This is a genomic window from Arenicella chitinivorans, from assembly GCF_014651515.1.
Lineage (GTDB): Bacteria > Pseudomonadota > Gammaproteobacteria > Arenicellales > Arenicellaceae > Arenicella > Arenicella chitinivorans.
Genome location: NZ_BMXA01000003.1, coordinates 86,023 through 109,223 on the forward strand (window position 1 = coordinate 86,023; position 23,201 = coordinate 109,223).

19 protein-coding genes are annotated in these 23,201 nt (G+C 50.3%); 11 read left to right on the plus strand and 8 right to left on the minus strand.

The genetic code is table 11. From position 1 onward, the window contains the following. The first annotated feature begins 107 nt into the window (after window positions 1–107). From IE055_RS10230 to IE055_RS10240, 3 genes are read left to right on the plus strand one after another with little or no spacing between them, the layout of a single operon-like run. Window positions 108–1,313 (plus strand): argininosuccinate synthase, encoded by a 1,206-nt coding sequence (locus tag IE055_RS10230; RefSeq protein WP_189400507.1) that lies wholly within the window; start codon window positions 108–110, stop codon window positions 1,311–1,313. After that, window positions 1,279–2,019, plus strand: a complete 741-nt coding sequence (locus IE055_RS10235; RefSeq protein WP_229794242.1) for a TIGR04283 family arsenosugar biosynthesis glycosyltransferase — start codon at window positions 1,279–1,281, stop codon at window positions 2,017–2,019. Before IE055_RS10230 ends, IE055_RS10235 begins: the two co-directional genes overlap by 35 nt. Continuing rightward, window positions 2,019–2,654 carry a TIGR04282 family arsenosugar biosynthesis glycosyltransferase gene (locus IE055_RS10240; RefSeq protein ID WP_189400509.1) on the plus strand — a complete coding sequence of 212 codons (636 nt, stop codon included), beginning with the start codon at window positions 2,019–2,021 and terminating at the stop codon, window positions 2,652–2,654. The genes IE055_RS10235 and IE055_RS10240 overlap by 1 nt, the downstream gene beginning before the upstream one ends. A gap of 23 nt (window positions 2,655–2,677) precedes the next feature. On the opposite strand, the gene IE055_RS10245 is transcribed toward IE055_RS10240, so the two are convergent. Further along, window positions 2,678–4,033 carry a hypothetical protein gene (locus IE055_RS10245; RefSeq protein WP_189400511.1) on the minus strand — a complete coding sequence of 452 codons (1,356 nt, stop codon included), beginning with the start codon at window positions 4,031–4,033 and terminating at the stop codon, window positions 2,678–2,680. A gap of 292 nt (window positions 4,034–4,325) precedes the next feature. Here IE055_RS10245 and IE055_RS10250 point away from each other — a divergent pair, with 292 nt between their 5' ends. Both IE055_RS10250 and IE055_RS10255 read left to right on the plus strand, forming a co-directional pair. Beyond that, on the plus strand, window positions 4,326–5,375 hold the full coding sequence (locus IE055_RS10250) for a ketoacyl-ACP synthase III (protein ID WP_189400512.1): 1,050 nt from the start codon (window positions 4,326–4,328) through the stop codon (window positions 5,373–5,375). A 27-nt stretch (window positions 5,376–5,402) separates the two neighbouring features. Next, window positions 5,403–6,323 carry a helix-turn-helix domain-containing protein gene (locus IE055_RS10255; protein ID WP_189400515.1) on the plus strand — a complete coding sequence of 307 codons (921 nt, stop codon included), beginning with the start codon at window positions 5,403–5,405 and terminating at the stop codon, window positions 6,321–6,323. Between the two features lie 81 nt (window positions 6,324–6,404). Here the strand turns inward: IE055_RS10255 and IE055_RS10260 are convergent, their stop codons facing one another. Next, entirely contained in the window at window positions 6,405–7,280 is an 876-nt protein-coding gene (locus tag IE055_RS10260) for an SDR family NAD(P)-dependent oxidoreductase (protein ID WP_189400517.1), read from the minus strand. 152 nt (window positions 7,281–7,432) lie between these two features. Between IE055_RS10260 and IE055_RS10265 the strand changes: the two genes are divergently transcribed. Further along, window positions 7,433–9,163 carry a hypothetical protein gene (locus IE055_RS10265; protein WP_189400519.1) on the plus strand — a complete coding sequence of 577 codons (1,731 nt, stop codon included), beginning with the start codon at window positions 7,433–7,435 and terminating at the stop codon, window positions 9,161–9,163. A gap of 84 nt (window positions 9,164–9,247) precedes the next feature. Here the strand turns inward: IE055_RS10265 and IE055_RS10270 are convergent, their stop codons facing one another. Beyond that, window positions 9,248–9,982: a helix-turn-helix transcriptional regulator gene (locus IE055_RS10270; protein WP_189400520.1), complete on the minus strand. Its 735-nt coding sequence runs from the start codon at window positions 9,980–9,982 to the stop codon at window positions 9,248–9,250. Window positions 9,983–10,074: 92 nt separating this feature from the next. Between IE055_RS10270 and IE055_RS10275 the strand changes: the two genes are divergently transcribed. Beyond that, on the plus strand, window positions 10,075–10,683 hold the full coding sequence (locus IE055_RS10275; RefSeq protein WP_189400522.1) for a glutathione S-transferase family protein: 609 nt from the start codon (window positions 10,075–10,077) through the stop codon (window positions 10,681–10,683). A gap of 108 nt (window positions 10,684–10,791) precedes the next feature. On the opposite strand, the gene IE055_RS10280 is transcribed toward IE055_RS10275, so the two are convergent. The 3 genes from IE055_RS10280 to IE055_RS10290 form a co-directional block, all read right to left on the minus strand. Continuing rightward, a complete protein-coding gene (locus IE055_RS10280) occupies window positions 10,792–11,355 on the minus strand; it encodes a hypothetical protein (protein ID WP_189400524.1) in 564 nt (187 codons plus the stop codon). 100 nt (window positions 11,356–11,455) lie between these two features. Continuing rightward, entirely contained in the window at window positions 11,456–12,226 is a 771-nt protein-coding gene (locus IE055_RS10285) for a SapC family protein (RefSeq protein WP_189400526.1), read from the minus strand. Between the two features lie 188 nt (window positions 12,227–12,414). Continuing rightward, window positions 12,415–13,539, minus strand: coding sequence for a zinc-binding dehydrogenase (locus IE055_RS10290; protein WP_189400528.1), 1,125 nt, complete (start codon window positions 13,537–13,539; stop codon window positions 12,415–12,417). A 168-nt stretch (window positions 13,540–13,707) separates the two neighbouring features. On the opposite strand from IE055_RS10290, the gene ggt reads away from it, so the two are divergent. The 3 genes from ggt (at window position 13,708) to IE055_RS10305 (ending at window position 17,350) form a co-directional block, all read left to right on the plus strand. Beyond that, a complete protein-coding gene (ggt, locus tag IE055_RS10295; protein WP_189400530.1) occupies window positions 13,708–15,384 on the plus strand; it encodes a gamma-glutamyltransferase in 1,677 nt (558 codons plus the stop codon). A gap of 73 nt (window positions 15,385–15,457) precedes the next feature. Beyond that, a complete protein-coding gene (gene udk, locus IE055_RS10300; protein WP_189400532.1) occupies window positions 15,458–16,087 on the plus strand; it encodes a uridine kinase in 630 nt (209 codons plus the stop codon). Between the two features lie 33 nt (window positions 16,088–16,120). Further along, the gene (locus IE055_RS10305; RefSeq protein ID WP_189400533.1) at window positions 16,121–17,350 is read left to right on the plus strand and encodes a NupC/NupG family nucleoside CNT transporter; all 1,230 of its coding nucleotides are present in this window, start codon (window positions 16,121–16,123) and stop codon (window positions 17,348–17,350) included. Window positions 17,351–17,378: 28 nt separating this feature from the next. Here IE055_RS10305 and IE055_RS10310 read toward each other — a convergent pair whose 3' ends face one another. Continuing rightward, window positions 17,379–18,401, minus strand: a complete 1,023-nt coding sequence (locus IE055_RS10310) for a hypothetical protein (protein WP_189400535.1) — start codon at window positions 18,399–18,401, stop codon at window positions 17,379–17,381. A 109-nt stretch (window positions 18,402–18,510) separates the two neighbouring features. Then, the gene (locus tag IE055_RS10315; protein ID WP_189400537.1) at window positions 18,511–21,675 is read right to left on the minus strand and encodes a TonB-dependent receptor; all 3,165 of its coding nucleotides are present in this window, start codon (window positions 21,673–21,675) and stop codon (window positions 18,511–18,513) included. 258 nt (window positions 21,676–21,933) lie between these two features. Here IE055_RS10315 and IE055_RS10320 point away from each other — a divergent pair, with 258 nt between their 5' ends. After that, window positions 21,934–23,193 carry a NupC/NupG family nucleoside CNT transporter gene (locus IE055_RS10320; RefSeq protein WP_189400539.1) on the plus strand — a complete coding sequence of 420 codons (1,260 nt, stop codon included), beginning with the start codon at window positions 21,934–21,936 and terminating at the stop codon, window positions 23,191–23,193. Window positions 23,194–23,201 lie beyond the last annotated feature (8 nt).

The following is a 23,201-nucleotide window of genomic DNA, read 5'->3' on the forward strand; positions in this document are numbered from 1 at the left end:
TCTGTGCTCGCGCACCCGTGCTGCGTGGCTGCCAGCCCTTGACCTTTCTGGCATAAAGCCAGACACTACGCGCTCTGCAGAAGACCTTTGTACGTGTAAAAGAAATCATGTCTGAAATCAAAAAAGTTGTATTGGCGTATTCTGGAGGTTTGGATACCTCTATCATTCTTAAGTGGTTGCAAGAAGAATACGATTGCGAAGTGGTGACCTTCACGGCGGATATTGGCCAGGGTGAAGAAGTTGAGCCCGCACGTGCCAAAGCCGAAGCCATGGGCGTCAAGAGTATTTATATTGATGACCTGCGCGAAGAATTTGCGCGTGATTACGTCTATCCCATGATGCGCGCCAACGCGATTTACGAAGGTGAGTATCGTCTTGGCACCTCGATTGCGCGGCCATTGATTGCCAAGCGCTTAATCGAAATTGCCAATGAAACCGGTGCCGATGCCATCTCGCATGGTGCAACCGGAAAGGGGAACGATCAGGTGCGTTTTGAACTGGGCGCATACGCATTGCGACCAGACATAAAAATCATTGCCCCGTGGCGCGAGTGGGACCTGAATTCACGTGAAAAATTGATGGCTTACGCGGCGGAACACAATATTTCAGTCGAAAAGAAGAAGGATGGCAAGTCGCAGTATTCGATGGACGCCAACCTGCTGCATATCTCCTACGAAGGCGGTATTTTAGAGGACCCATGGGCTGAAGCCGAAGACGACATGTGGCGCTGGTCGGTGTCGCCTGAAGAGGCGCCTGATCAAGCTGAGTACGTCGAGCTGGAGTTCAGTAAGGGTGATATTGTGGCGATAAACGGCAAGGCCAAGACGCCAGCTACGGTCATGGCTTGGTTGAACGAGGTTGGTGGCAAGCATGGCATTGGTCGGGACGACATCGTGGAAAACCGTTACGTTGGTATGAAGTCCCGTGGTTGTTACGAAACCCCAGCCGGTACGATTATGCTGCGTGCGCATCGCGCGATGGAATCATTGACCCTGGATCGTGAAGTGGCTCACCTTAAAGATGAGCTGATGCCAAAGTACGCATCGTTAATTTACAACGGTTACTGGTGGAGTCCGGAGCGTGAGATGATGCAGGCCATGATCGACCAGTCGCAACGCCATGTAAACGGTACTGTACGGGTAAAACTGTATAAAGGTAATGTGTCTGTGGTCGGGCGTAAGTCAGATACTGACTCGCTGTTCGACGAACGTATTGCCACGTTTGAAGACGATCAAGGTGCTTATAACCAGGCAGATGCAGAAGGTTTTATCAAGTTAAATGCCTTGCGTCTGCGCATCGGTGCCAATCGCTAATCACGCGAACCTCGGGATCAGTGTGGGCACGGATGTCATGCGCTGGTCCATCATTGTGCCGCTGCTCAACGAGGCAGCGAATATACCGTATCTAACTGAGCACCTGATTGAATCGGGTGCTGATCAAGTCATTCTGGTCGATGGTGGCAGCACCGATGGCACGCGCGAACTGCTACAAACGGTACCGAACCATTTTAGTGTGTTGCACAGTGACGCAGGGCGCGCGCGTCAGATGAATGCTGGTGCCACCAAAGCCATCTACCCGATGCTGGTGTTTCTGCACGCTGATTCACGTCTGCCGATGAATGCTGAGGAATCCTTAAATCGATGTACAAGCTGGGGGCGTTTTGACATTGAGTTTGATGACATGTCGATCTCGATGCGTATTATTGCCTTTTTTATCAACCTGCGTTCACGCTTGACTGGCATCGCAACCGGCGATCAGGCTTTGTTTATGACCCGAGAGGTGTTCGATCAGGTCGGCGGCTTTCCCGTTCAGCCCTTGATGGAAGACATTGAAATATCGAAGCGTATGAAGCGCTTGTTCAAGCCGCTGTGTTCACGTCAACGTGTGCGTACCAGTGCCCGTCGTTGGCAGCAGCACGGTGTGATTCGGACCGTGCTTAAAATGTGGTGGTACCGGTTCGCCTATTGGTGTGGTGTGTCATCGCATCGACTCAAGCGTCATTATGACGACACGCGCTGATGTCTGATATTCCACTCCTGCTGTTTGCCAAAGCGCCTGTGGCTGGCAAAGTGAAAACCCGCCTACAGCGTCATTGTAGCGCTCAACAAGCGGCGGATATTGCCTGCTTACTGATGCAAGCGTCGTTAAAGCAGGTTTGTCAAAACTGGCCCGGCAATGTCTACCTCAGTGTTTGGTTGGATCATGAACACCCGTTTTTTCAGCAGATGCTCGATCAGTACCCAATTGCCATGACGCAGCAATGCGACGGCGACCTAGGTCAAAAGATGCGTCATGCCCTGCATGCGTTTGGTTATCCGGCTGTGGTCATGGGATGTGACGCACCACACGTATCCGCGTCTGCTTTACGCAATGCGCATCAGGCCCTACAAGCTGGTCGCCCAGTGATCGGGCCGAGTGTCGATGGTGGCTATTATTTACTTGGATTGACAAATCCGGTTGATGCGCTGTTTAGCGAGATGCCGTGGGGCACCAGTGCCGTACTAACTAAAACGCGCGCCGCCGCACAGGCCTCCGGCGTGAACTTGCAGGAACTCGAACCACTCAATGATGTGGACGAGTGGCGCGACCTGTTAGAGCTTGCTGAAACCGAGGAATCGATTCGATGCTATCTGAACGAGCAAGGCTTAGTCTAAGCTTAGATACATCGCCGAGCTGGTTAGTTCAATTTTGCCGCGAACAGGGTTTTCACCGCTGCCTTAGGGTCCGGGTGAGTTTGCTGAATGAACGCGAAAACCACCTGAGCAAATTCTGCCGACGTATTTTGAGCGATTGCTTCAAGGTAGGTTTGCGTATTCGCTTCTGCGCCTTGGGCAGTCATCGTCACATAATTATTCCAGACCTTAATCGCGGAACTGTTCGTCGCGCGCTCAGCATGCTGTTCTACAGCAAGATGAATGAGTAGTCCGCAATCGTAATGGGTAGAAAATTTTTGTTGCTCGCTTGCGTTCACGAGACTGGTTTCAGTAAGGCTAGCGTGACATGCGTTGGTGGCATCGAGAACTTTTTGGTGTAAAAAATCCTGCGCTTCGTCAGTGTAGTGTTGCTGCAATGCTTGGTAGGCGAGCATTTCAGCCATGCCTTCGTGAATCCACGCATCGTTGTGGTCGTTCGGTTTGGCGTGTGATCGCTGGTAAAAATGACCAGCCTCGTGAGCCAAAAACCAAAGTGTGCTGTTCTGATCGAACGTGCGTTCATGTTCATCCATCTGGGCTTGGTTCAGGTCCCAATGCGTAAATATCTGATCGGTCAGCGTGCCGCCTTGCGTCGACTTCGTGTTGGGGTTAGCAAATTCGCGCGCGAAAGAGGCGAATAGCGTTGGTGCGTATTGGTTCTGCAATTCACCTAGGTTGGTCTGCATAAACTGCATCAGTATCGGCAGATCGACAGTGAGCGATGAGAGTATGCTTGACGGTAAGGCGGGGTCGATGATGGCAAGCAGGCCAGACATCATCTTGGGTTGTATTCGACCGACGTAGATTTGCTCGCCGCTGTTCCGTCCGACCCACTCAATGTCAGAAGCATGTATTTTGCCTTGAATCACGATGTGTTCATTCTTTGGTGCAGTCAAACGTATCGGGTAATGATTGCTGGTCATGTCACAGGGTGCAACTGAGCAGGCAAAGAATCGCCCGCTATAGATCGCGACGTCGCCATTGGAGAACGGCGAGAAGGGCGCATAATCCTTCGGTAACGGTATGTACGTTGGCGTTAGTCTAAATGAGGCTGAGCTAAACAATTTCCCAGTCCGATGACGCACCACCTCATTATCATCCTCGATCTCGATTTCAATCTCATTTGACAAGGGCTGCCAGCGTTGTTGTCGAGCATTGTTCGGGTTGCGATGAAAGTAGAGTCTCTTCACCGGCGAGCCCGCCACGTAATGTGCATACCACATTCCGTCTTCCGACTTCTCAAGATGTGTTCGTACCACCGAGTCAGCGAGCGGTGGGCTGGTCTGGCAAGCGGTCAGACCAGCGCATGTAAGTAAAAGAATGTATTTTCTACACAGCATTGCCAGAACTTGTGCGTTGTTTAGTCCGAGACGCTGTTTAGACTATCTGTGGCGAGTCCGTCTCGCGCTGATATGGCGAATTGGTAATATTTGTCAGTTGTCAGCTAAGAACGCCGTTTGATTTATTTATAACTAATGTTGCTTAAAAAATAAGCAATTTCGCCCAAGCAAACCCCACATTTTAACCTACAAGATGTGGAACTATCCAACGTGGATCGCAATGCAATTGCCTTGATTTACGTTACAGTAAACCTCTTGTTTTCAACATGTTTAACAACCGCGAGGGTTTATTATGAATTATCACTCAGATTTTGGGTTTCAAAAAGTCATCACTCATAACACTAAGATTTTGTCTGTGGGAACGTACCTACCCAATGAAGTGTTAAAGTCAGACCACATGTTCGAAGCATTTGATTCAGAAAAAAATTATGGAATCAAAACAACTTGGATGTCGAAAGAAATGGGGATCAAAGAGCGTCGAGTATCGGAGCCTGGCACATTACCTTCTCAACTTGCTATACCGGCGGCACGTCGAGCGATTGAGAACTGCCCTCATCTGAACCCAGATGAGATCGATTTAGTTATTTTTTGTGGGATTGAGCGAGATCAGGCGGAGCCTGCTACTGCGCATACCATTCAATCTGCGTTGGGACTCAAAGCAAATCACGCATTTGATGTATCCAATGCGTGTTTTGGATTTATGCATGGTATTGAAGTCGCCAATCATTTTATTAAAAGTGGTGCCACAAAGTACGCGCTGGTGGTGACCGGTGAAGTGCCAAGCCGCATTCTTCGTGCCGCGATGAATGGCTTAAATAAGGGAATGAGTCGCGAACGCGCGATGGACGTCATTGGTGCCTTGTCTGTTGGAGACGCAGGTGGTGCCGTGGTACTTGGATTGTCGGGCTATGGCGAAAATTGTGGCTTTGAATTATTCAACACGCGTACCGACAGCTCACACTTGGAAAAGTGCTTTTATCGCGTGAATCCAGATGGGTCGATTGATGGCCAAATGAAGATGGGCCCGATCGTTGGTGCGTCGATCTGGATGCATAAGAAAATTATCAACGATACCTTGAGTAAGCTAGGTTGGGACAATTTCGACTGGGTGCTGAGTCACCAGACCGGAAAACGCCCATTTGAGAAGTTTACCGCGATGAGTACGGTGCCAGCAAAGCGAATGATTCGCACTTACCATAAATTAGGCAATATTGCATCCGCAACCTTCCCATTAAACTATGAGAAATTGCTAAAAAGTGGTAAAGTGCGCCAAGGAGATCGTATTGGGGGTATCCACTCGGGATCAGGGTTAGTAGTAGGAGAGTTTGGATACCGCGTTTAGTTAAAAATACGGGTTAGGAGAGGTACTATGGAATATTTTGTGTTGCCCGCGCTAATCGCGCTGCTGATTAAAATTGTCGTGCTGGTGCTGGCGCGGAAATCTGAGAAAACATCTCGTTTATTTCTCACCATGGTGGTGCTTTTTGCGCTCCATAACCTGACCGAGGTGGTGGTTATCTTTGGCTTGTTCAGCGGAGAGATATCAACCTACATGTTGCGAGCTTATTATGCGGTGACTATGGTGTCATTGGCTTATATCGTAGTCTACGCACTGGAAGTCACAAAACAGGGCGCTATCCGCAGCTGGATGACAGCTTTGTTGCCATCCTCATTGCTGATGGTCGGTTTGGTCGTCACCACCGATCTGGTAATCGCAGGATCCCAGTCAATTGGGTACACTGTGACCGCTGTTCGTGGCGATTACTATGTCGCATTCCAGTTGTTTTCGTTGGCAATGGTAGCCTTGGCGATGTCGGTATTATTACGTGGCTTCTTGAAAGCACGTGATGAGCTGACGCAAGTGCAGAGTTTGTATACTGCCATCGCGGTGACGCCGGTGTTTTTAGTCGGCTTAATCGTGATGATTGTCATGCACTTAGGGATTCAAATGTCTGCGGCGTTGTTAATGCCAGTGGCTACTTCAGCTTTCTTGTTTTTTACTTTTCGAAGTGAGCGCGAACATGGTCTCACCGATATAGGTGCCATTATCGGATCTTCCAGAAAACGGATCACCGCCAATATCGTGGCGGATTTGACGCAGCAGTATTTGGACGATCGAGTGAGCTTGAAAGACGCAAAAAATGAGTTTGAACGCCAGTTGCTACAGCATAATCTAGACCGCTTCGGTAACAATGTATCCAAAACCGCACGTGAATTAGGTATGAAACGCACAACGATCTATTCCATGGTCAAAAAGCATGGAATTAGTGTGCAAGAGAAAGAAGCCTAACGTTCGTGAATTGTAATTGACTCCCGCCCGCGCACCTGATGCCGGACGGGAGTTTTACGTTTACGGCGCGTGACACGCAGCTCAGTCAAAGCTGAGTATGGGATCATCCACGATGTCTTGTAGTAAGGGACTCTGAGCAGCACGTGCGAAGGCGTCGTCAATTGCTTTAAATCGTGCCGCAATGGATTGGCGATGACTGGGATGAGTAAAAATATACAGTTCGCCGGCAGCTAGGGCCTCGATTACTCGTTTACCAACGAGGTCGACAGGAATTCCGTTCTCAACCAGCTCTTGGGCCGCATTCTTCTTGCCCTTGTTCTCTTCTTGTACGCTAGTCTCTAGCTTGTACTCAGCCTGGCGGTTGCGGTGCGACAGGTGAATTCGGGTTTGCACGAAAGCCGGGCAAAGCACGGAAACATGGATGTTATGTTTGGCCAGCTCGACATGCCAGGATTCTGACATCCCAACCACAGCGACCTTGGTCGCCGTGTACGCACCGGCATATGGTATTCCAGCCATGCCTGCCATAGAGGCAACATTGATGACCCAGCCGCCTTCACCGTGCTGTTTAATCAACGGCACAGCCGCCTCCATGCCGTAGAGCACACCCATTAGGTTGACGTCGGTCACCCATCGCCAATCTTGATGACTGGTCCGTTCGATGGGCCCCGGAGCACCGCTAACGCCGGCGTTATTCACGATCATATGCACTTTGTCGAAGCGGTCGATTGCGGCCTGACACAATGTCTGCCAATCTTCTGGTTTAGTGACGTCCATGGGCACACTGAGACATGGGATCTTAAGCTCGGTCAAAGCTTGATCGGCGAGCGCAAGCTGCGCTTCGTCGATATCACCTAGTACGATGTTCATACCTTGCTCGCCCAAGGCTTTCGCAATACTTAAGCCGATACCTTCCGCACCGCCACTGATGAGCGCGGTCTTGTTTGTTAAATTCATCACTGAAGCCCTAATATTTCTAATATGAACGTGTATTGTAATTTGATGTTGGTCAGCCTGTCTAAAATCTTGTAAAAATGCTGTGCGACGTTGGAGCAGCTGAGGTCAGCTGTTAGTATGACAAGGATTGGAGACCGTATCGGGGGAGGTTTTTGCAGACACAGACCTTCAAGTTGCACAAAGAGCACCGCCTATTGTTCGCCGTGGCGGGGGCCTGCTGCGCGCATTTTCTCGTGTTTTGGCTATTGCATACAGGGATTTGGTGGGATGTTAAAGCTGCGCATGAGCAGCGCGTGCTCACACTCTCGTTGGTGTCAGGTGAATTGGATCAAGAACGCGAGTCGGCTACACCGGTGCAAGCCACTCAGGACCAAGTTCAGAAAAAGCAAGCGACGAACCTTAGTCCGCGCACTAAGGCGGGTAGCCTGAGTGCAGCTGCGCAGCTGAACCCAGAGGGTCGCCACTTGGCAAACCCTGAGCCGGATACTGCCGATAGTGTCATCCATCAGCAGATGGATCCGATAAATAAGAGTTTAACTTCGTCACCGACCGGCGCATTACAGGCGAAGGCGTTGCAGAGTAGTGCAGAGGTTCGACTTACGAACGTCTTGGATGCAGCGCACTCCCCACAGCAAGCAGAGGTGCTCCATACTAGCGACAAGGGTGGTGTCGTGGTAGCAACCACACGTCAATCCGCCATGCCGAACCAGGCTGAGAGCATCCAAGTCACCGAGTCTGAACAGCGCATGTTGGATCAAAAACTACAGCACTGGGCACAGGAATTTGCCGACTCGGACGAGGTTGGTGCACTGGAAACGTGGCAAGAATTGGGGCAAACGTACGAAGCAAGGTTTACGCGAGTCCCTGCTAGTGGCGATATGGATCTCGACCAGGTTGCGGTGGAAGTTCGGACACAGAGGAACGGTCAGGCAGTGCGCACGTCGATGCGTCTACAAAAACTCGCGTTCTCTAATTTTGGTCAGTTTGTGCACCGCTGGGACCCAAACGTCAGTATGCATGATGATGAAGTCAGTGGTCGATTTCACTCAAACTCGCGTTTTAACTTGGATTACACACGACGGGCCGGCACGGTGTTTTCGGACAAAGTAACGACGGCAGCGCGCCGAGTTAATTTTTCAGGACCAGCATCAAAGCAACAGGTATTTAAAGGTGGGTTAGAGACGGGTGTTCAGCGAATTGCGATGCCGCAACCGGTCCTCTTGTTTGAACGGGATGAGAACCAACGGTCGGACGCACCACAGACACACTTGATTGAACAAGATACCAGTATCCGATTCTTGTCGAGTGGTCGCGTAGAGTTGCTACCAATGAACGGGAATAACCAACCAATTAAAACCGTGATGCTTGCGGACAATCCTGTGTACTTCATTGCCGATTCAAAAGTCGTGGTAGGTGTGCAAGGCGTCGTGAATGGAGCGGTCGCCGTGTATTCTCCTCGTAGCATCGTGATCGAAGGTAACCTAGTTTACCAGAGCAGTGCCTCATTGGCTGATGGTGGTGACTTTCTGGGTTTGATCTCAGCACGTAATATTGTGGTTCCAGGCCGCAAAAAAATCGGGCAGGGTGACCTTGAAATTCATGCTGCGCTGTATGCTCGAAGACGTTTTGTGGTGACCCAAGCCGAAGGTCGACGGGTCGGGACTTTACGCGTGTTTGGCAGCGTTAGTGCGGGCAGCTTGTCGATTACGGAACCGCGCTACGCGACTCGTATCGATTTTGATCGTCGACTCGAAACCTTGCGACCACCTGGTTTCCCGGTCACGAGCCGGTATGAGTTGATGGCGCATGAGCAGACATGGGAATTGCAGTCAGACGATGGTGGTTGGGCGGCAGACTTCAATACAGATGCAATGCCACAGTGACTTATCACTGCATACAAACTTAAGGACGTTGTGATCGATGTGCTGATGGGCGGGCCCGATCTCGTTTAATTACTGGTGCGCAGACTAAATGGGCGGGTAGTCAGGGGTATAGAGATTGTTGAATTGATTCTTTGATCGCAACTTGAAGCACGCGTTACACACGCGTGCACGCCGAATTCGGTCAATTCGGAAAACTCTGGATGCATCTCGTAAGTGATCCCACGCAATGACGTACCAAATTGGCCACTTTAATAGAATATAGTGTGGCTCTATGATGCGGCTTGTTGGCTCGCCAGCTTCAGACTCGTAATGGATCTCGAGATTGCGAAATGCGATAAAGGCTTCGGTCAAGCTCGCAGAAATTGTTTGTGGCGGCGTGGCGTAGTTCATGACGACGTTCGCGCCGGCGCTATCACCAATCATAATGCGTTTTCGGAGGCTATTGACGGCGGCGCGCTGATCACTCGGGAAGGCCAGGAAGAGCTTTTGCTTGATTGCCTTCAACTTGCCAGTCAGCAAAGGTGATTGCAAGGATTCCATGACGGTCAGGGCAAAAATCAGCTCCGTCACTTCTTGGTGATCAAGGGTTAAGCGCTCAACTCCCCATCGACCATTCAGGCGAATGCCGCCGCCGCGGCCGCGTTCTGACTCAATTGGGTACCCGGACTCCCGCAAACCGGCCAGTTCGCGCATCAAGGTCCGCTGACTGACCCCAAGTTCAAGGCGCAGATCTTTGCTGGTCCAAACCATTTCAGAGCGCAGCAAGCCGATTAGTTGTTGTCGTCGTCGTGTGCGTGTATCAAAGCTCGTCTTGGCCATATTATAAATGTGCCATAAAACGGCATATATGACCATATACTGCGTTGCAATCTCATCACCTTTCACTCTTAAACATAAATGGAGATTAACCGATGAAGCACTATTTCAACCCGTTCAGCCGCGGCGCGATTACGCACTGGATGCTTAAGGAGCTAAATGTGGCGCATGAGAGCGTCCATATTGATTTCGCCGCAGGTGAAAACGATTCGCCTGACTTTCGTGCGCTAAACCCGATGGGCAAAATACCCGTGCTCGTTGATGAGGGCATCGTAGTGACCGAAGTCGCGGCCATATGCGCGTATCTCGCGGATAAGTTCCCGCACAAGAAGCTTGCGCCACCGCCGGATAGCCTTGATCGCGGTGCATATTACCGATATCTCTTTATGGCTGGAAATACTCTAGAACCGGCGATGACACTCAATGCATCGGGTATGACGCACCCTGAACCAAAAACAGCTGGGTGGGGCGACATGGAACGAGTGCAGCTAACCATCGAACAAATGACGCCGGATTCTGATTGGGCACTAGGGGCACGGTTCACAGCCGCGGACGTGGTATTTGGCGGCCTATTAGACTCAGCGCTACGTTTTAAACTTATCTCGGACTCGGGCAGAGTTAGTCGATATGTTGAGCGTATTCGCATTCGGCCGGCATACCTAGCAGCACATGACGTAAGCTTGAAGACACCGGATGCTCTATAGACTCGAGTTAAGCGGCTGGTTGAATAATAAAGCGCCTCAGATGAGGCGCTTTATTGGTAAGTGAAGTCGTACTCGGCCGTTGACTTGGACGGCGTGTGTCATCGATATTTAGTAAAGTCCGCGACCGCGTGTCAACTTGCCGTTTTCAAATACAATGGTTAGTTGAACAAAGCGGCTGGTCCAATAGACCCAGTTGTTGGCTTTAGTCGAGGCAGTTTTATGTCGCGGCGGATAACCACGCGTCATAATCGCTTCTTCCTTAGTCATGCCCAAGCGAAGAATGCCACTTTCAATGTCGGCCTGCCGGTCCTTTGAATACTTGCTCAGTGACACCTTATTCCGGCCAAGCATTTCTTCAGCGATAGTGTCGATGCCGCGCTGAGTATATTTTTGCTTGTTCTCGATCATGATTTTACGGCCATCAACATCCAGCAACATGGTTTTGCCACCGATTGATTCAACGGTGACCGCAGTGTTCAACGGAATCAGCTCGCCACGAGAGTAATTGGTGGTAACGTGTCTTTCCTTTTCTACCCAAAAATTGTACTGCGTGTAGTATTGTTGACCAACTTCAATTTTGGCGTGTGCTACCGAGTTGATGCCCAAGGCAAATAAACCGATGCTCAGCACGAGCATACGGCGTCCAAGAGCGGTAAGGGTATTGTGCGACATAGTGATTCTCCGTTTCAGGAATATGGTTGTCAGGGCGTATTCTTATAAAATTAGATAACTGCCGGAGGCGTATCTACGCTCTGTACGGCAGAGAGATCAATCAGGACTCTGGTGCCGTGTCGTCCTTAGCAGGGTCAAGTTTTACCTGAACCACGGGTTTTAGATCGCCGTATTGATTATGCCGTTTCAACAAGGCGTTCAATTGATAAATTGACATCAGCATGCCGTAGATCGGGCCAAGGTAGCCTTTGCTGCGAAGCTCTTCAAGCTGATTGATATCGAGTTTCTGCAATTTCTCTTCATCGACCGTATGCAACCCTTTCAGTGTGTTGACCGCACCATGTTGGTAATGGACGTGTAGGTCCATGGGCTTAACAAGGTCAAGCTCTTCTAGTTTGCGTACGAACTGGAAGCTGTGATACTCATTTTTGATGTCGCTCTCTAGTTGCACAGCAACTCGGCTCAGGTAATCGGATGCTTTGTCTTCGGCAACAAAAACCGCCTCGCCGTCATCGTTTGAAAATGCCGGGTTGTCGACGTCAATGCCCACTGTGAATTGACCGTCTTTGGCGGGTGAGTTCATTAGGAAAAACGGATAGGTCTGCATGCCGCTTGGAATATAAGTAGCGTCCCAGTCATTGTCTTTAACGAACAAATTACCCTCAATTTCGAAGCTGGTAATGGCGGATATCGACCAGTCCTTTTGGTTCTGCGCACGCGTGATGAATATCGGGAAGCAGGTCATGGCATTGCCAACCTCATTAACTTTGATATTAATCAAATGTTGGTTACGTGCGACCTGGATCGCACAATCCGGTTTCACCTTGAGATTGCGGTGGTCTTTGGGGTTTAGTTCTACTAGATCAGCCATAGTGGTCTCTTGAGGTTTAATGGGTAGCGCGAACGCCCGCAGTGCATTCGTCTTGACCGGGGTCAGTGCAACTGAGCGTAGATACGATAGGGCTAGATATTATCGTTTTCTGATCCGCTTTGCTACGAGCAAATTTCGCGGTTGACTGGACGGAGTTGGTTTGCTCTCCGTCCAGTGAGGTAGGTGAATTACGCGTCCAGGCTTGGGTTGATCAAATATTTTTCACCGGTTTTCTTGGCGTTATAACGCGCAACGTTCTCTGGTTGCAAGGCTTGCTCTAGGCTAAGCTCGGCGCTGAAATGGTTGGCGAACGTGGAACTGATTTCATCAGCGACGCGCTTGTGCAATGCCATCACACGGGTCGGTTCAACTTTGCTTAGGAAACGCATCAACAACCAGCCACCGATGCCCCATGACATACCATAGGCGCGGTTTAGAATTGTTGGTGAGATATCAAGGCTGCCATATAAATACACCTGCTTATGTGTCAGCGAACCATAGGTGTTAAGGCCCACGGCATCCTTGCTGCCGACGCGTTCCATGGCAGTCAGAATGTCGCTCACCAATTCGCCACCACCAATGGCGTCGAAACCAAGCGTCGCCCCGGTTTGATCAATTGCGTTATACAGATCCTGCTTGAACGTCTCATCGGATGAGTTGAGGACAATTTTGGCGCCCTGTGAGCGCAAGATATCTTGCTGTTCGGCTTTGCGGACGATGTTGACCAGTGGGACATCTTCAGCAAGACAAATTTTGTTCAGCATTTGCCCCAAGCTGCTGGCCGCTGCCGTGTGGACTAAAGCGGTGTGCCCTTCCATCCGCATGGTGTCGACCATACCAAGTGCGGTTAGTGGGTTGACGAATGACGATGCGGCCTGTTTGGGCGTGGTATCTGCGTGGTGAGCGATACACGCTTGTACGGGAACACAGCAGTAGTTGGCGTAAGTTGCGCCAGAAATTAAGCCAACGGTTTTACCCATCAAGGCTTTCGCCGCGTCACTATCACCAGTGGCGACCACGGTGCCGGCGCCTTCATTGCCAATCGGAAGTGTTTGGTCTAGACGCGATGAGACGCGTTTTGCTGTACCCGGGAACAGTGGCGCTAAGAGCGCCTTTTGGCCAGCATCATATGTTGCTTGAGATAGATCGGCAGGACCAAACATCGGCCACATGTCTGACGGGTTGATTGGGGCAGCTTCCATTTTCACCAACACTTCGTGTGGCTTTGGAGTCGGTACGTCTTGCTCAACGAGGTTGACTTTGAGTTGGCCATCAGACGTGACAGTGGAAAATAATTGTTGCATAGTTTTCATGGAGTGGATCCCTTGAGGAAGTAAATAAGACTTAAATATCGTGCGTCATTGTCCATGAGATTGGGGTTTTAGGCAAATCGATGCCGCTGAATGCTGGCAACAAACAGTGGTTGCGAAATTCACGTTTCAGAGTATGTTGTGCGTTACAGCAACAAATACGATAACGATATGAACCATACTTCGCGTTTGATTTCACTTTGTGTGTGCTTACTGTTCCTCGCCGCGTGTTCTACAGTCCCGCATCGCGCCGACTCGGGTGTCGCTGCCTATGCTATGCCGGATAAATACGCGGCACGCGTGGTAGAACAGGTTCTCAGTGATGGTGGAAATGCCGTGGATGCGGCTGTGGCGGCTGCATTTGTGTTGGCGGTGACGTTTCCGGAGGCGGGAAATATTGGCGGCGGTGGATTTATGTTGATTCATGACGACCAGCAAAATTATTTTCTCGATTATCGTGAGAGAGCACCGCAAGCCGCGCACCGTGACATGTATCTGAATGCCAACGGCGACGTGGATGGGCGCAAAAGCTTGGTCGGTATTCTGGCCGCGGGCGTTCCGGGTACCGTGGATGGCTTGTGGCGTGCGCACCAGCGTTTTGGTACTCAGCCTTGGCGCGGCCTCGTGATGCCGGCCGTCGAGCTTGCTAAAAATGGATTTGACGTGCATCCGAAAAAGGCCAAAGCGGTGCAGGAAACGGTTGAGTGGTTTAATGGTGAGGTTAACTTTGCAGCGCATTTTGGCGCAATGGCGCAGGGCGGCGTATTTAAGCAGCCTGAGCTCGCCGCCGTGTTGCAGCGCATTGCAGATCAAGGGCCGGACGATTTCTACCGAGGGAAGACCGCTGAACTCTTCTTGGCGCATTCCGAGCAAGCAGGTGGGCTGTTTACCGCGGTGGATTTGAGCAGCTATGAATCGGTATGGCGTACGCCGTTGGAAGCGGATTGGCGCGACTACCGTGTCATCACCGCGCCACCGCCGAGTTCAGGTGGCTTTGCAGTAATTCAATTGCTAAAAATGAAAGCGTTTCATGATCAGGCTTTCGCAGGGGTAGCGCACAATAGCTCGCAGTATGTGCATCTTATTGCTGAAATGGAAAAGCGCGTATTCGCTGACCGTGCTCAGTATTTCGGCGATCCAGACTACGTCTCAGTGCCGATTAAAAAACTCATCAGTGACGAGTATATCCAGCGCCGTGCAGCAGAGGTGCAGCTTGCTGAAATCAGTCATCTTGAGTCGGTAAAACCGGGACTCGAGTCGCCCAATACCACGCATTTCTCGATTTTAGATAAATGGGGAAACGCGGTCTCAAATACCTACACGCTGAACTGGAGTTACGGCAGTGGTGACGTGGTCGAAGGCACGGGTATCCTATTGAATAATGAGATGGATGACTTCAGTGTCAAACCGGGTGTGGCGAATGTGTATGGTGTAATTGGCGGAACGGCCAACGAAATTCAACCTGGGAAGCGTATGTTGTCGTCCATGAGCCCGACCATTTTGTTGTCCGATGGCGAAGTCGACATGGTGGTGGGTACGCCTGGTGGATCAACCATTTTCACTTCAGTATTTCAGGCTATTACCAATGTCGTCGACAACGGCATGACAGCGCAGCAAGCGGTGTCGGCAGCGCGGTTTCATCACCAGTTATTGCCGCCGGAGCTGGTGACAATGAGTATTCAGTTTCCTTTGCCGGATGCGACAATTAAGGCTTTGTCAGAGCGCGGATATCGGCTAGAACCACATGGTTGGGAATTTGGCGATCTGCAGATGATTAAGCGCCGTGGTATGACTTATGAGGCAGCGTCGGATGCCCGAGGGATCGGTGTTTCTGGTGTGATTGAGTAGTTGCAACTGCCATCGACGACGACTCGTGGTATCTTACGCAGTTTAATCGTTGGTCATTGTGTAGGAGAGTCCGTTGGCCCAATCAATCATTGCCATCGTCGGTGCGTCTGCCTCGGGTAAAACCCTGTTCACGCAAACGGTCTACAAAGAACTCAGTGCGGAATTGGGTGGAAGCCCACTGGCCGTGCTGGAAGAAGATGCGTACTACCGGGATCAAAGTCACTTGCCGATCAAGCTGCGTGAGAAAACTAATTACGACCACCCAGACGCCTTTGAGCACGACCTGTTGTTGTCCCACTTAGAGTCATTGCGGGCGGGACAAGCAATTGATGTGCCGATCTACGATTTCACGCAACATAATCGTTCCCCCAATACGCGACGAGTCTCACCAGCCGGTGTGGTGATCGTGGAAGGCATTTTGTTGTTGACCAATCCACAACTTCGTGACTTTTTTGATATCAAAGCGTTTATCGATACGCCACTGGATATCTGTCTATTGCGTCGAATTGAGCGTGATATGCGTGAGCGGGGCCGCAGTTTCGACTCAATTGCTGAGCAATACGAGGACACTGTACGGCCTATGTATTATGAATTTATCGAGCCGTGCAAGCAGCATGCGGATATTGTGGTGACTGGCGGCGGTAAGAACCGCGTAGCCATTGATATGGTCAAGCACAATATTCGATCAACATTGGCGTCATAGACGGCGCGCATCAAATTCTGAGAGGACACTGAATTGACGACCCTAATCAGTTTATTGGGGATTGCATCCCTGTTGGCGGTGGCAATCGCTGGTTCAAAATATCGTGCATCGATCAATTGGCGAACGGTGATTCTTGCCTTCCTGTTGCAGTTTATGCTCGGCGCGTTCGCTCTGTACTTACCCTTTGGGAAAACCGTGTTGGCATCGGTTTCCAGTGGCGTTACTGGCGTTCTTACCTATGCTCAGTCCGGAATCGATTTTCTGTTCGGTAATCTGGGTCGCAGCAGCAGTGATGGTATTGGCTTTGTTTTTGCATTTCAGGTTTTACCGATCATCATTTTTTTCTCAGCCCTAGTCTCTGTGTTGTACTACATCGGGATTATGGGATTGGTGATTCGTGCAATTGGTGGTGCCTTACAGAAACTGTTGGGTACTAGCCGCGCTGAATCCATGTCCGCCACGGCCAATATTTTTGTCTCACAGACTGAAGCGCCCCTGGTTATCAAGCCGTTCATTGGCAAAATGACCAACTCCGAATTGTTCGCGGTCATGGTTGGTGGCATGGCCACCGTGTCGGGTTCGGTGCTTGCTGGCTATGTGGCGCTTGGTGTAGAAATGAAATACCTTTTGGCGGCCAGTTTTATGGCCGCGCCGGGCGGATTTCTAATGGCCAAACTGTTGTTGCCAGAGACCGATGAACTGGATGATCACGAGGAAGTGATTCAAGAGGAGCATGATCAATACGCTAACGTGATTGATGCGGCGGCCGGGGGGGCAACGGCAGGTCTTCGTTTAGCTGTGAATATTGGAGCTATGTTAATCGCGTTTGTGGCCTTAATAGCGATGCTCAACGGCCTGTTGGCGTGGGCCGGTGGTTTGTTTGGGATGCCCGAGCTTTCCATGCAACAGATCCTAGGCGTGGTGTTCAAGCCCGTGGCGTTTTTGCTCGGAGTCTCTTGGGAAGAGGCCGGTGTTGCCGGTAGTTTAATCGGTCAAAAATTGGTGTTAAATGAGTTTATCGCATTTGTCGGCTTTGCTGACAGCGCCGCCGCGTTGAGCGAACATGCGAAAGCGATCATCACCTTTGCTTTGTGCGGCTTCGCAAACTTCTCGTCAATTGCTATTTTATTGGGTGGTTTGGCGACCTTGGCACCGCATCGGCGGTCTGACGTCGCTCGACTCGGTTTACGTGCGGTGAGTGCAGCGTTTATGGCAAATTTGATGAGTGCCGCCATTGCCGGCTTTTTTCTCTCGATTGTATAGAGCTTGTGGCGAGCTAGCTTTCTTAGGGTTAGGGGTACGGGACGAACCCTAATAGAGTGGTCGGATAGCGATCGGTGATCAATAAAAAGCCCAGATCGTCCAAGCGAGCTATCCCTTCCCAGTTGCGACCTTCGCGTCCCTCGAGTTTGAGTTGGATGGGCGGTCGTTTAACTCGTTGTATTCCAGCATCACTGTATTGAAATTCGACCAATCGTTCAACGTTGTAATTGATCTGATGGGTCTTGCCAATGCCGTACTGCGCGCCCAGTGGGTCGCGCCCCTCGCGGCTAAAGTCATCACCGCTATAAAGGTAGTTGATTACCCAAAAACGGCCGAGTTGATCCGCCGTGGTACTGTCAGTGATGCGATAGGGCAGGTTAGGGAAGGCAACAGTGCTAAGCGAACGGTTGTGAGGCGCGTATCGATAAGCCTGACTCGGCGAGCCTAGGCGGACGTCGTTTATTTCGTGCATAGAGAGGATGTCGTTTCCGATTTTGACAATGGCTTCCTCACTCATATTGTGAATTTTGCTGTAGGACGATAGGGAGACAACGCTGAGATCATCCAGCTCAATGCTTTCTTGATGGTCGGTACCAGTACGGTGTCCGCGCACCAACCATGCTTGGTGGTGGCCCAATTTATTCACGCCTTCAATCGTTAACCAGACCTGAGTGTCATCGCAGATAGCCGCTTCATAGCCTTCAAATTTCGTTGGAATTGATCGAATAGTGCCTTCCTTGAGCGGTAGCGGTGTAGGGGTCAATCGAGCGGTGTCAGGATCGTCGATCGCGTCCAGAATTGCAGATTTGCTAAGTGTGTAAAACTGCGCGTAGCCGCCGGTCACATGACGCTCTGGAAACTGTGGAACCATGAGTAATTTGTCACCACACCAGGTCAGTGCAGAGTATTCTAGGTCTGGGTCGTCAAACGGTGCTGTCAGCGGTAACAGCGTGATCGCAATTTCACGGTTTTGCGGCACCAGTAGGCAAGCGCAGAGCGACAAGCTTAAGAGCAGGCTAAGTACGAAGCGCAAGGGTGGTGGAGAAAACATTCTGACTTGGTCCCGGATAGGAGCATTCAATTGTATTATAACGGTTCGGTTAACATGGATAAAAAAAGGGCCAGCGTTGCTGACCCTTTTTTATGCTTTTCGCGTGGTATTAGAATTTAACTTCGATACCAACACGTGCTTCCCAGACTGAGAAGTCAGGAATCAGCACAGTGGTGCTTGGATCAAGGAAACGTTCATAAACCAATTGACCTTGGTCGTTCACGCTGCTCTCAACCGCTTGCGCATTAACGAAACGTGCGTCGTATTGTGCGCCCCAGCTTTTGTTCAGCATGTTCAACAGGTTGTTCACCTTGAAATACAAGCTTGGTTTAAAGCCAGCAATGCTTGGCAAATCTTGATCAATACGAAGGTCGATACGTGCACTGGCGTCTGATCCAGCTTCGTTTCGGCCAACAAATTGACCGCGAGCCAGACCTTCAGAAGCGATAAACGCATCGAAAGAGGCACGATCAAAGCTTTCGCCATACAGAACCGCAGTGTCGTTAGTGCGTGGCACGTACAATAATTGACGGCTGCCGAAAGTGTTGTCTTCCAAGCCTTCGTTGCTCATGGTGTAGCTGGTGCCTTGACCATCTTTCAATACACCGTAGAGTGCAACACGCGTGTTCAAGTCGCTGACCAGGTTGAACTCATGAGTCAATTTCATGGTTAAACGATGCTCAACACTGTATTCAGACGTACCGGCTTCAACGTTGTTTGGGTTGTTAGTCGCTACCAGATCAAAGTTAGATCCAGCCACTGACGAGTTCATACCGGCAACGTCTTCTGCGTTACTGTAGGCATAGCCTAAACTCAGCTCAGCACCGTTCTCGAAAGCTTGACGCAAAGCCACAGACAATGTGTATGAGTCGGCGTCATTTTTCGAGTTAGTCAGCATGTAGTTGTCAGCACCACGGTTGGTTGTTGCATAGATCGGCGCACCGAATGCAGTCTGACCAACAACGCTTTGTGCTAGATCAACGTAAACTGCTGAGTCACGTTGTTTTGAGTACAACAAATCCAAATCAGCGGTTAGGTCGCCTTTCAATTGGAACGTCGCGCCTAAAGCCAGTTTAAGTTCATTGGGTTGCTCGTAGTTAGGATCAACCAATGCCAGGCCGCTGGTCGCCGCAGAGTCGGCAGTTGTGCTCGCCACGCCGTCAACCAGTGCTTGTGGTACGTCGAAACCTGGGCGGCCTTGACCGCTCAGTGGCAAATCAAAGATGGAATCTTCAAACGATTGACGCAACTGAACGTTAGTGATGCCGTCGTTGCTGTAAGAGTTGGAGATCCAAACATTTGGATTACCGCCTGCGAAGACACCGATACCACCACGCAGAGTTGTGTCGTCAGTGATGTTCCAAGTGAAACCCAATCGAGGCATCAACAAATCAACACCATCAATGTTGGCGTTGTTGGGAATGCCATTCAGCGCTGTGAACGCTGGGTTGAAGACTGGACGATCATCGATACTGAACTTTTCGTAACGCAAGCCACCAACTACGGTCAGGTCAAGATCTGCAAAGAAATACTCGTCCTGAACATACAAAGATTGCTTCGTTGTTGTGAAGTTCGCAGCCGCGTCATTCGGGTCGTTGGTGCCACCGGCACTACCGTAGTAGATTCGGTCTGGCAGACCAAGTTCGAACTTATCAATACCACTCAGACCACCATCAAATGAGTCATCAAAGAAGTCGTATTCACCACCGCGAGAGTGTTGCACGAATAGGTTGAAAACTTCTAACTCATCACGCTCGTAGCCAGCTGTGATCACGTGATCACCAACCAGGTACTGCATGTTCAACTTGATCAAATCTGAGTTGTAGTTCAATGCGTTAGATTGACGAGAGTCGTCCGCACCTAGGTAAACCACATCGCGATCAATGCTGATTTGAAAATCAGCAAATTCACGGTTACCAACAGTAACTTGTGAATCTTCCAGCTCATTTCGACCGATGAACAGCTCAGTTGAGAACGCATCCGTCCACTGAGAGTTCAGTTTCAGTACGGTTGTGCTCAGATCGCTGCCTTTTTGGTAGTAGTGATTTGAAAACTCAAATTCGAATGGGTCGCCGTCAGACGCACGATCCTCAAAACCTTCAAATTGGTTGTAAATCAATGACGCGCGGTGTTGGTCATTAATGTCCCAGTCCACACGAGCCAACAGTTTCTCGACATCGTTTACACCATCGCCTGGTTGACCACCTGGGTCGTAGCCGTAGATGTTTTGCGCGATGTTGCGAATGCGGTTGTAGTCCGCTTCACTCAACCAGTCGCGTTGTGTGCCTGTACCGCCGTTATAGCCTTGAGAGATAAAGCGCGGTGACTCTTCTTGTTCATATGCCATGAAAAAGAAGAGTTTGTCCTCGATTAGTGAGCCGCCCAAAGTGAAACCATAGGTTTCTTCGGTAAAATCGTTATCGCCACCAACTTTGATTTGCTCACCGTCAACGTCGATTCGATCGCCACGCAGGCTGTCGCCCGAGTATTCATAGAATACGTTGCCGAACCATTCGTTGCTGCCGGACTTGGTTACCGCATTGATCGCACACGCCGAGAAACCACCGTAGGTGACGTCAAATGGTGCCAGTTCAACAGAAACCTGAGAGATTGCGTCGAATGGAAACGGCTGACCGTTTGCGGTCGCGTAACCATTGTTGTTCAAACCAAAACGGTCATTTTGTGACACACCGTCGATCGAGATACCGTTAAAGCGTGGGTTTTTGCCCGCGCAGTTAACACCTGAACCTCGGCTTGAATCGTCTAGGTTGATTCGCGGGTCGTTGCTGAATACATCTTTGATGTCACGCTCGAATGCAACTGCAGTTTCCAAGTCATATAGCGAGAATACGGCTGACGGGCCAGAGGCAACGTCTTCCAGACCCAGTGCTTGACCGGTAACCACGACTTCTTCCATCGGCGCATCAGCACCAGCAACAGGAAGGTCGTCGATATTCAGTTGATAGATGTCACCAAGAGAAATGTTTTCTACAGCCACTGATTTTTGGCCGTTGATGGTAACAAGGAATGGGCCACCAACAACTAAGTTGGAAGCGAAGAAAGTACCAGAATTGTTAGAGCTAACGCGACGAGTGGCTCCTGTTCTCTGGTCAGTTACAACGATTTCAGCGTTGCTGACTGGATTCCCATCGGTATCCAACAGCTTGCCTCGGATCGAGGATGTTGTACTCTGCGCGAGCGCGGCGGCTGAAAATAAGCCGAGCACAACTATGGTTAAGGCTTTAGATAAGCCGGAAGCAAATCTTTGCGACATGATAAGCGACCTCTGGACGGTTATTTGTCCGGTTGCGTTGACGTGAATACGCTCAAAACTACTGAGCGTGTGAACTAAATTTAACGTGGGCGTTAATTGTTGTTTTTATACAGCGGAAGTGTTGCAGAAAAGTTACAGCGAGTCTAATAACCTGACGTAATAATTAGCATTCCGTTTCCCCTAATTTTGCTTATTTCTTGTTAGGTCAGCCAAAGCACAGTAAAGTTGCGGCTTATATAACAAAATCCTCGTTCCGATATGGATTATCTTCCCAATCTTCAGAGTGCGCTAGGGCTGATTGGCTTTCCGCTGATTGCATTGCTTTTCTGCCGTGGCAAGAAGCGGCTGAATATGCGTTTGTGGCTGGCGGCGGTTGGTTTGCAAATGGCTCTGGCCCTGATTTTTCTGAAAGTGCCTCTATTTCAAACGATGTTTGGCGTTATGAATAAGGCGGTGTTGGCATTGCAGGCTGCCACCACGGCAGGAACCTCGTTTGTGTTCGGTTATCTAGGTGGTGCTGCGTTGCCATTTGAGGAGTTGCAACCCGGTTCGAGTTACATTCTTGCCTTTCAGGCATTTCCGCTCATTATTGTTCTTGGGGCATTGACCGCGTTGTTGTCACATTGGCGCGTGCTGCCTTGGATTATTGAGGGGTTGGCCAAAATCTTTTCGCGCACGCTTAATATAGGTGGCGCAGTAGCGCTTTCAGGTGGTGCAAATATCTTTATCGGCATGGTCGAAGCGCCTTTATTCATCCGTAATAGTATCAAGCAGCTCTCTCGTTCTGAGTTATTTATGGTGATGACTCTTGGTATGTCAACGGTGGCAGGTACGGTGTTGGTGCTGTACTCAACGTTTTTGAATCAGGTGATTTCGGATGCGGTCGGTCATATTTTGACCGCCTCAATTATGAGTGTGCCCGCTGCGGTCATGATTTCTCTGACCATGATTCCGCAGGATGGTGAGCCCACATCGTCGGATGCGGAAGTGGCGTTTGATTATTCTGGACCTATGGATGCTATTACGCAAGGTGCCGTCAGCGCCATGCAAATGATGTTGGGTATTCTGGCCTTAATTATTACCTTTATCGCGTTGGTGACACTGACCAATTCGATCCTTGATTTGCTGCCCAACGTCGGTGGCACGGCTTTGTCGCTAGAGCGTATTTTAGGCTGGATTATGGCACCGTTGTGTTGGTTGATGGGCATACCTTGGGAGGAAGCAACTTCCGCTGGCACTTTGATGGGCGTAAAGACGGTTTTCAACGAGTTCTTAGCGTTTATTCAGCAAAGTCAGTTGCCAGCAGACACCTTAAGTCCACGCAGTGATTTGATTATTACTTACGCGCTGTGTGGATTTGCCAACTTTGGCAGTCTCGGGATTCTGATTGGTGGTTTGTCGGCCATGGCCCCGGAACGTCGTAAGGAAATCACGCAGATGGGACTTCTAAGTATCGTTAGCGGCACGCTGGCGACGTGCATGACGGCCAGCGTGATTGGCGTATTGACGGTGGTTTAGCGGATCTT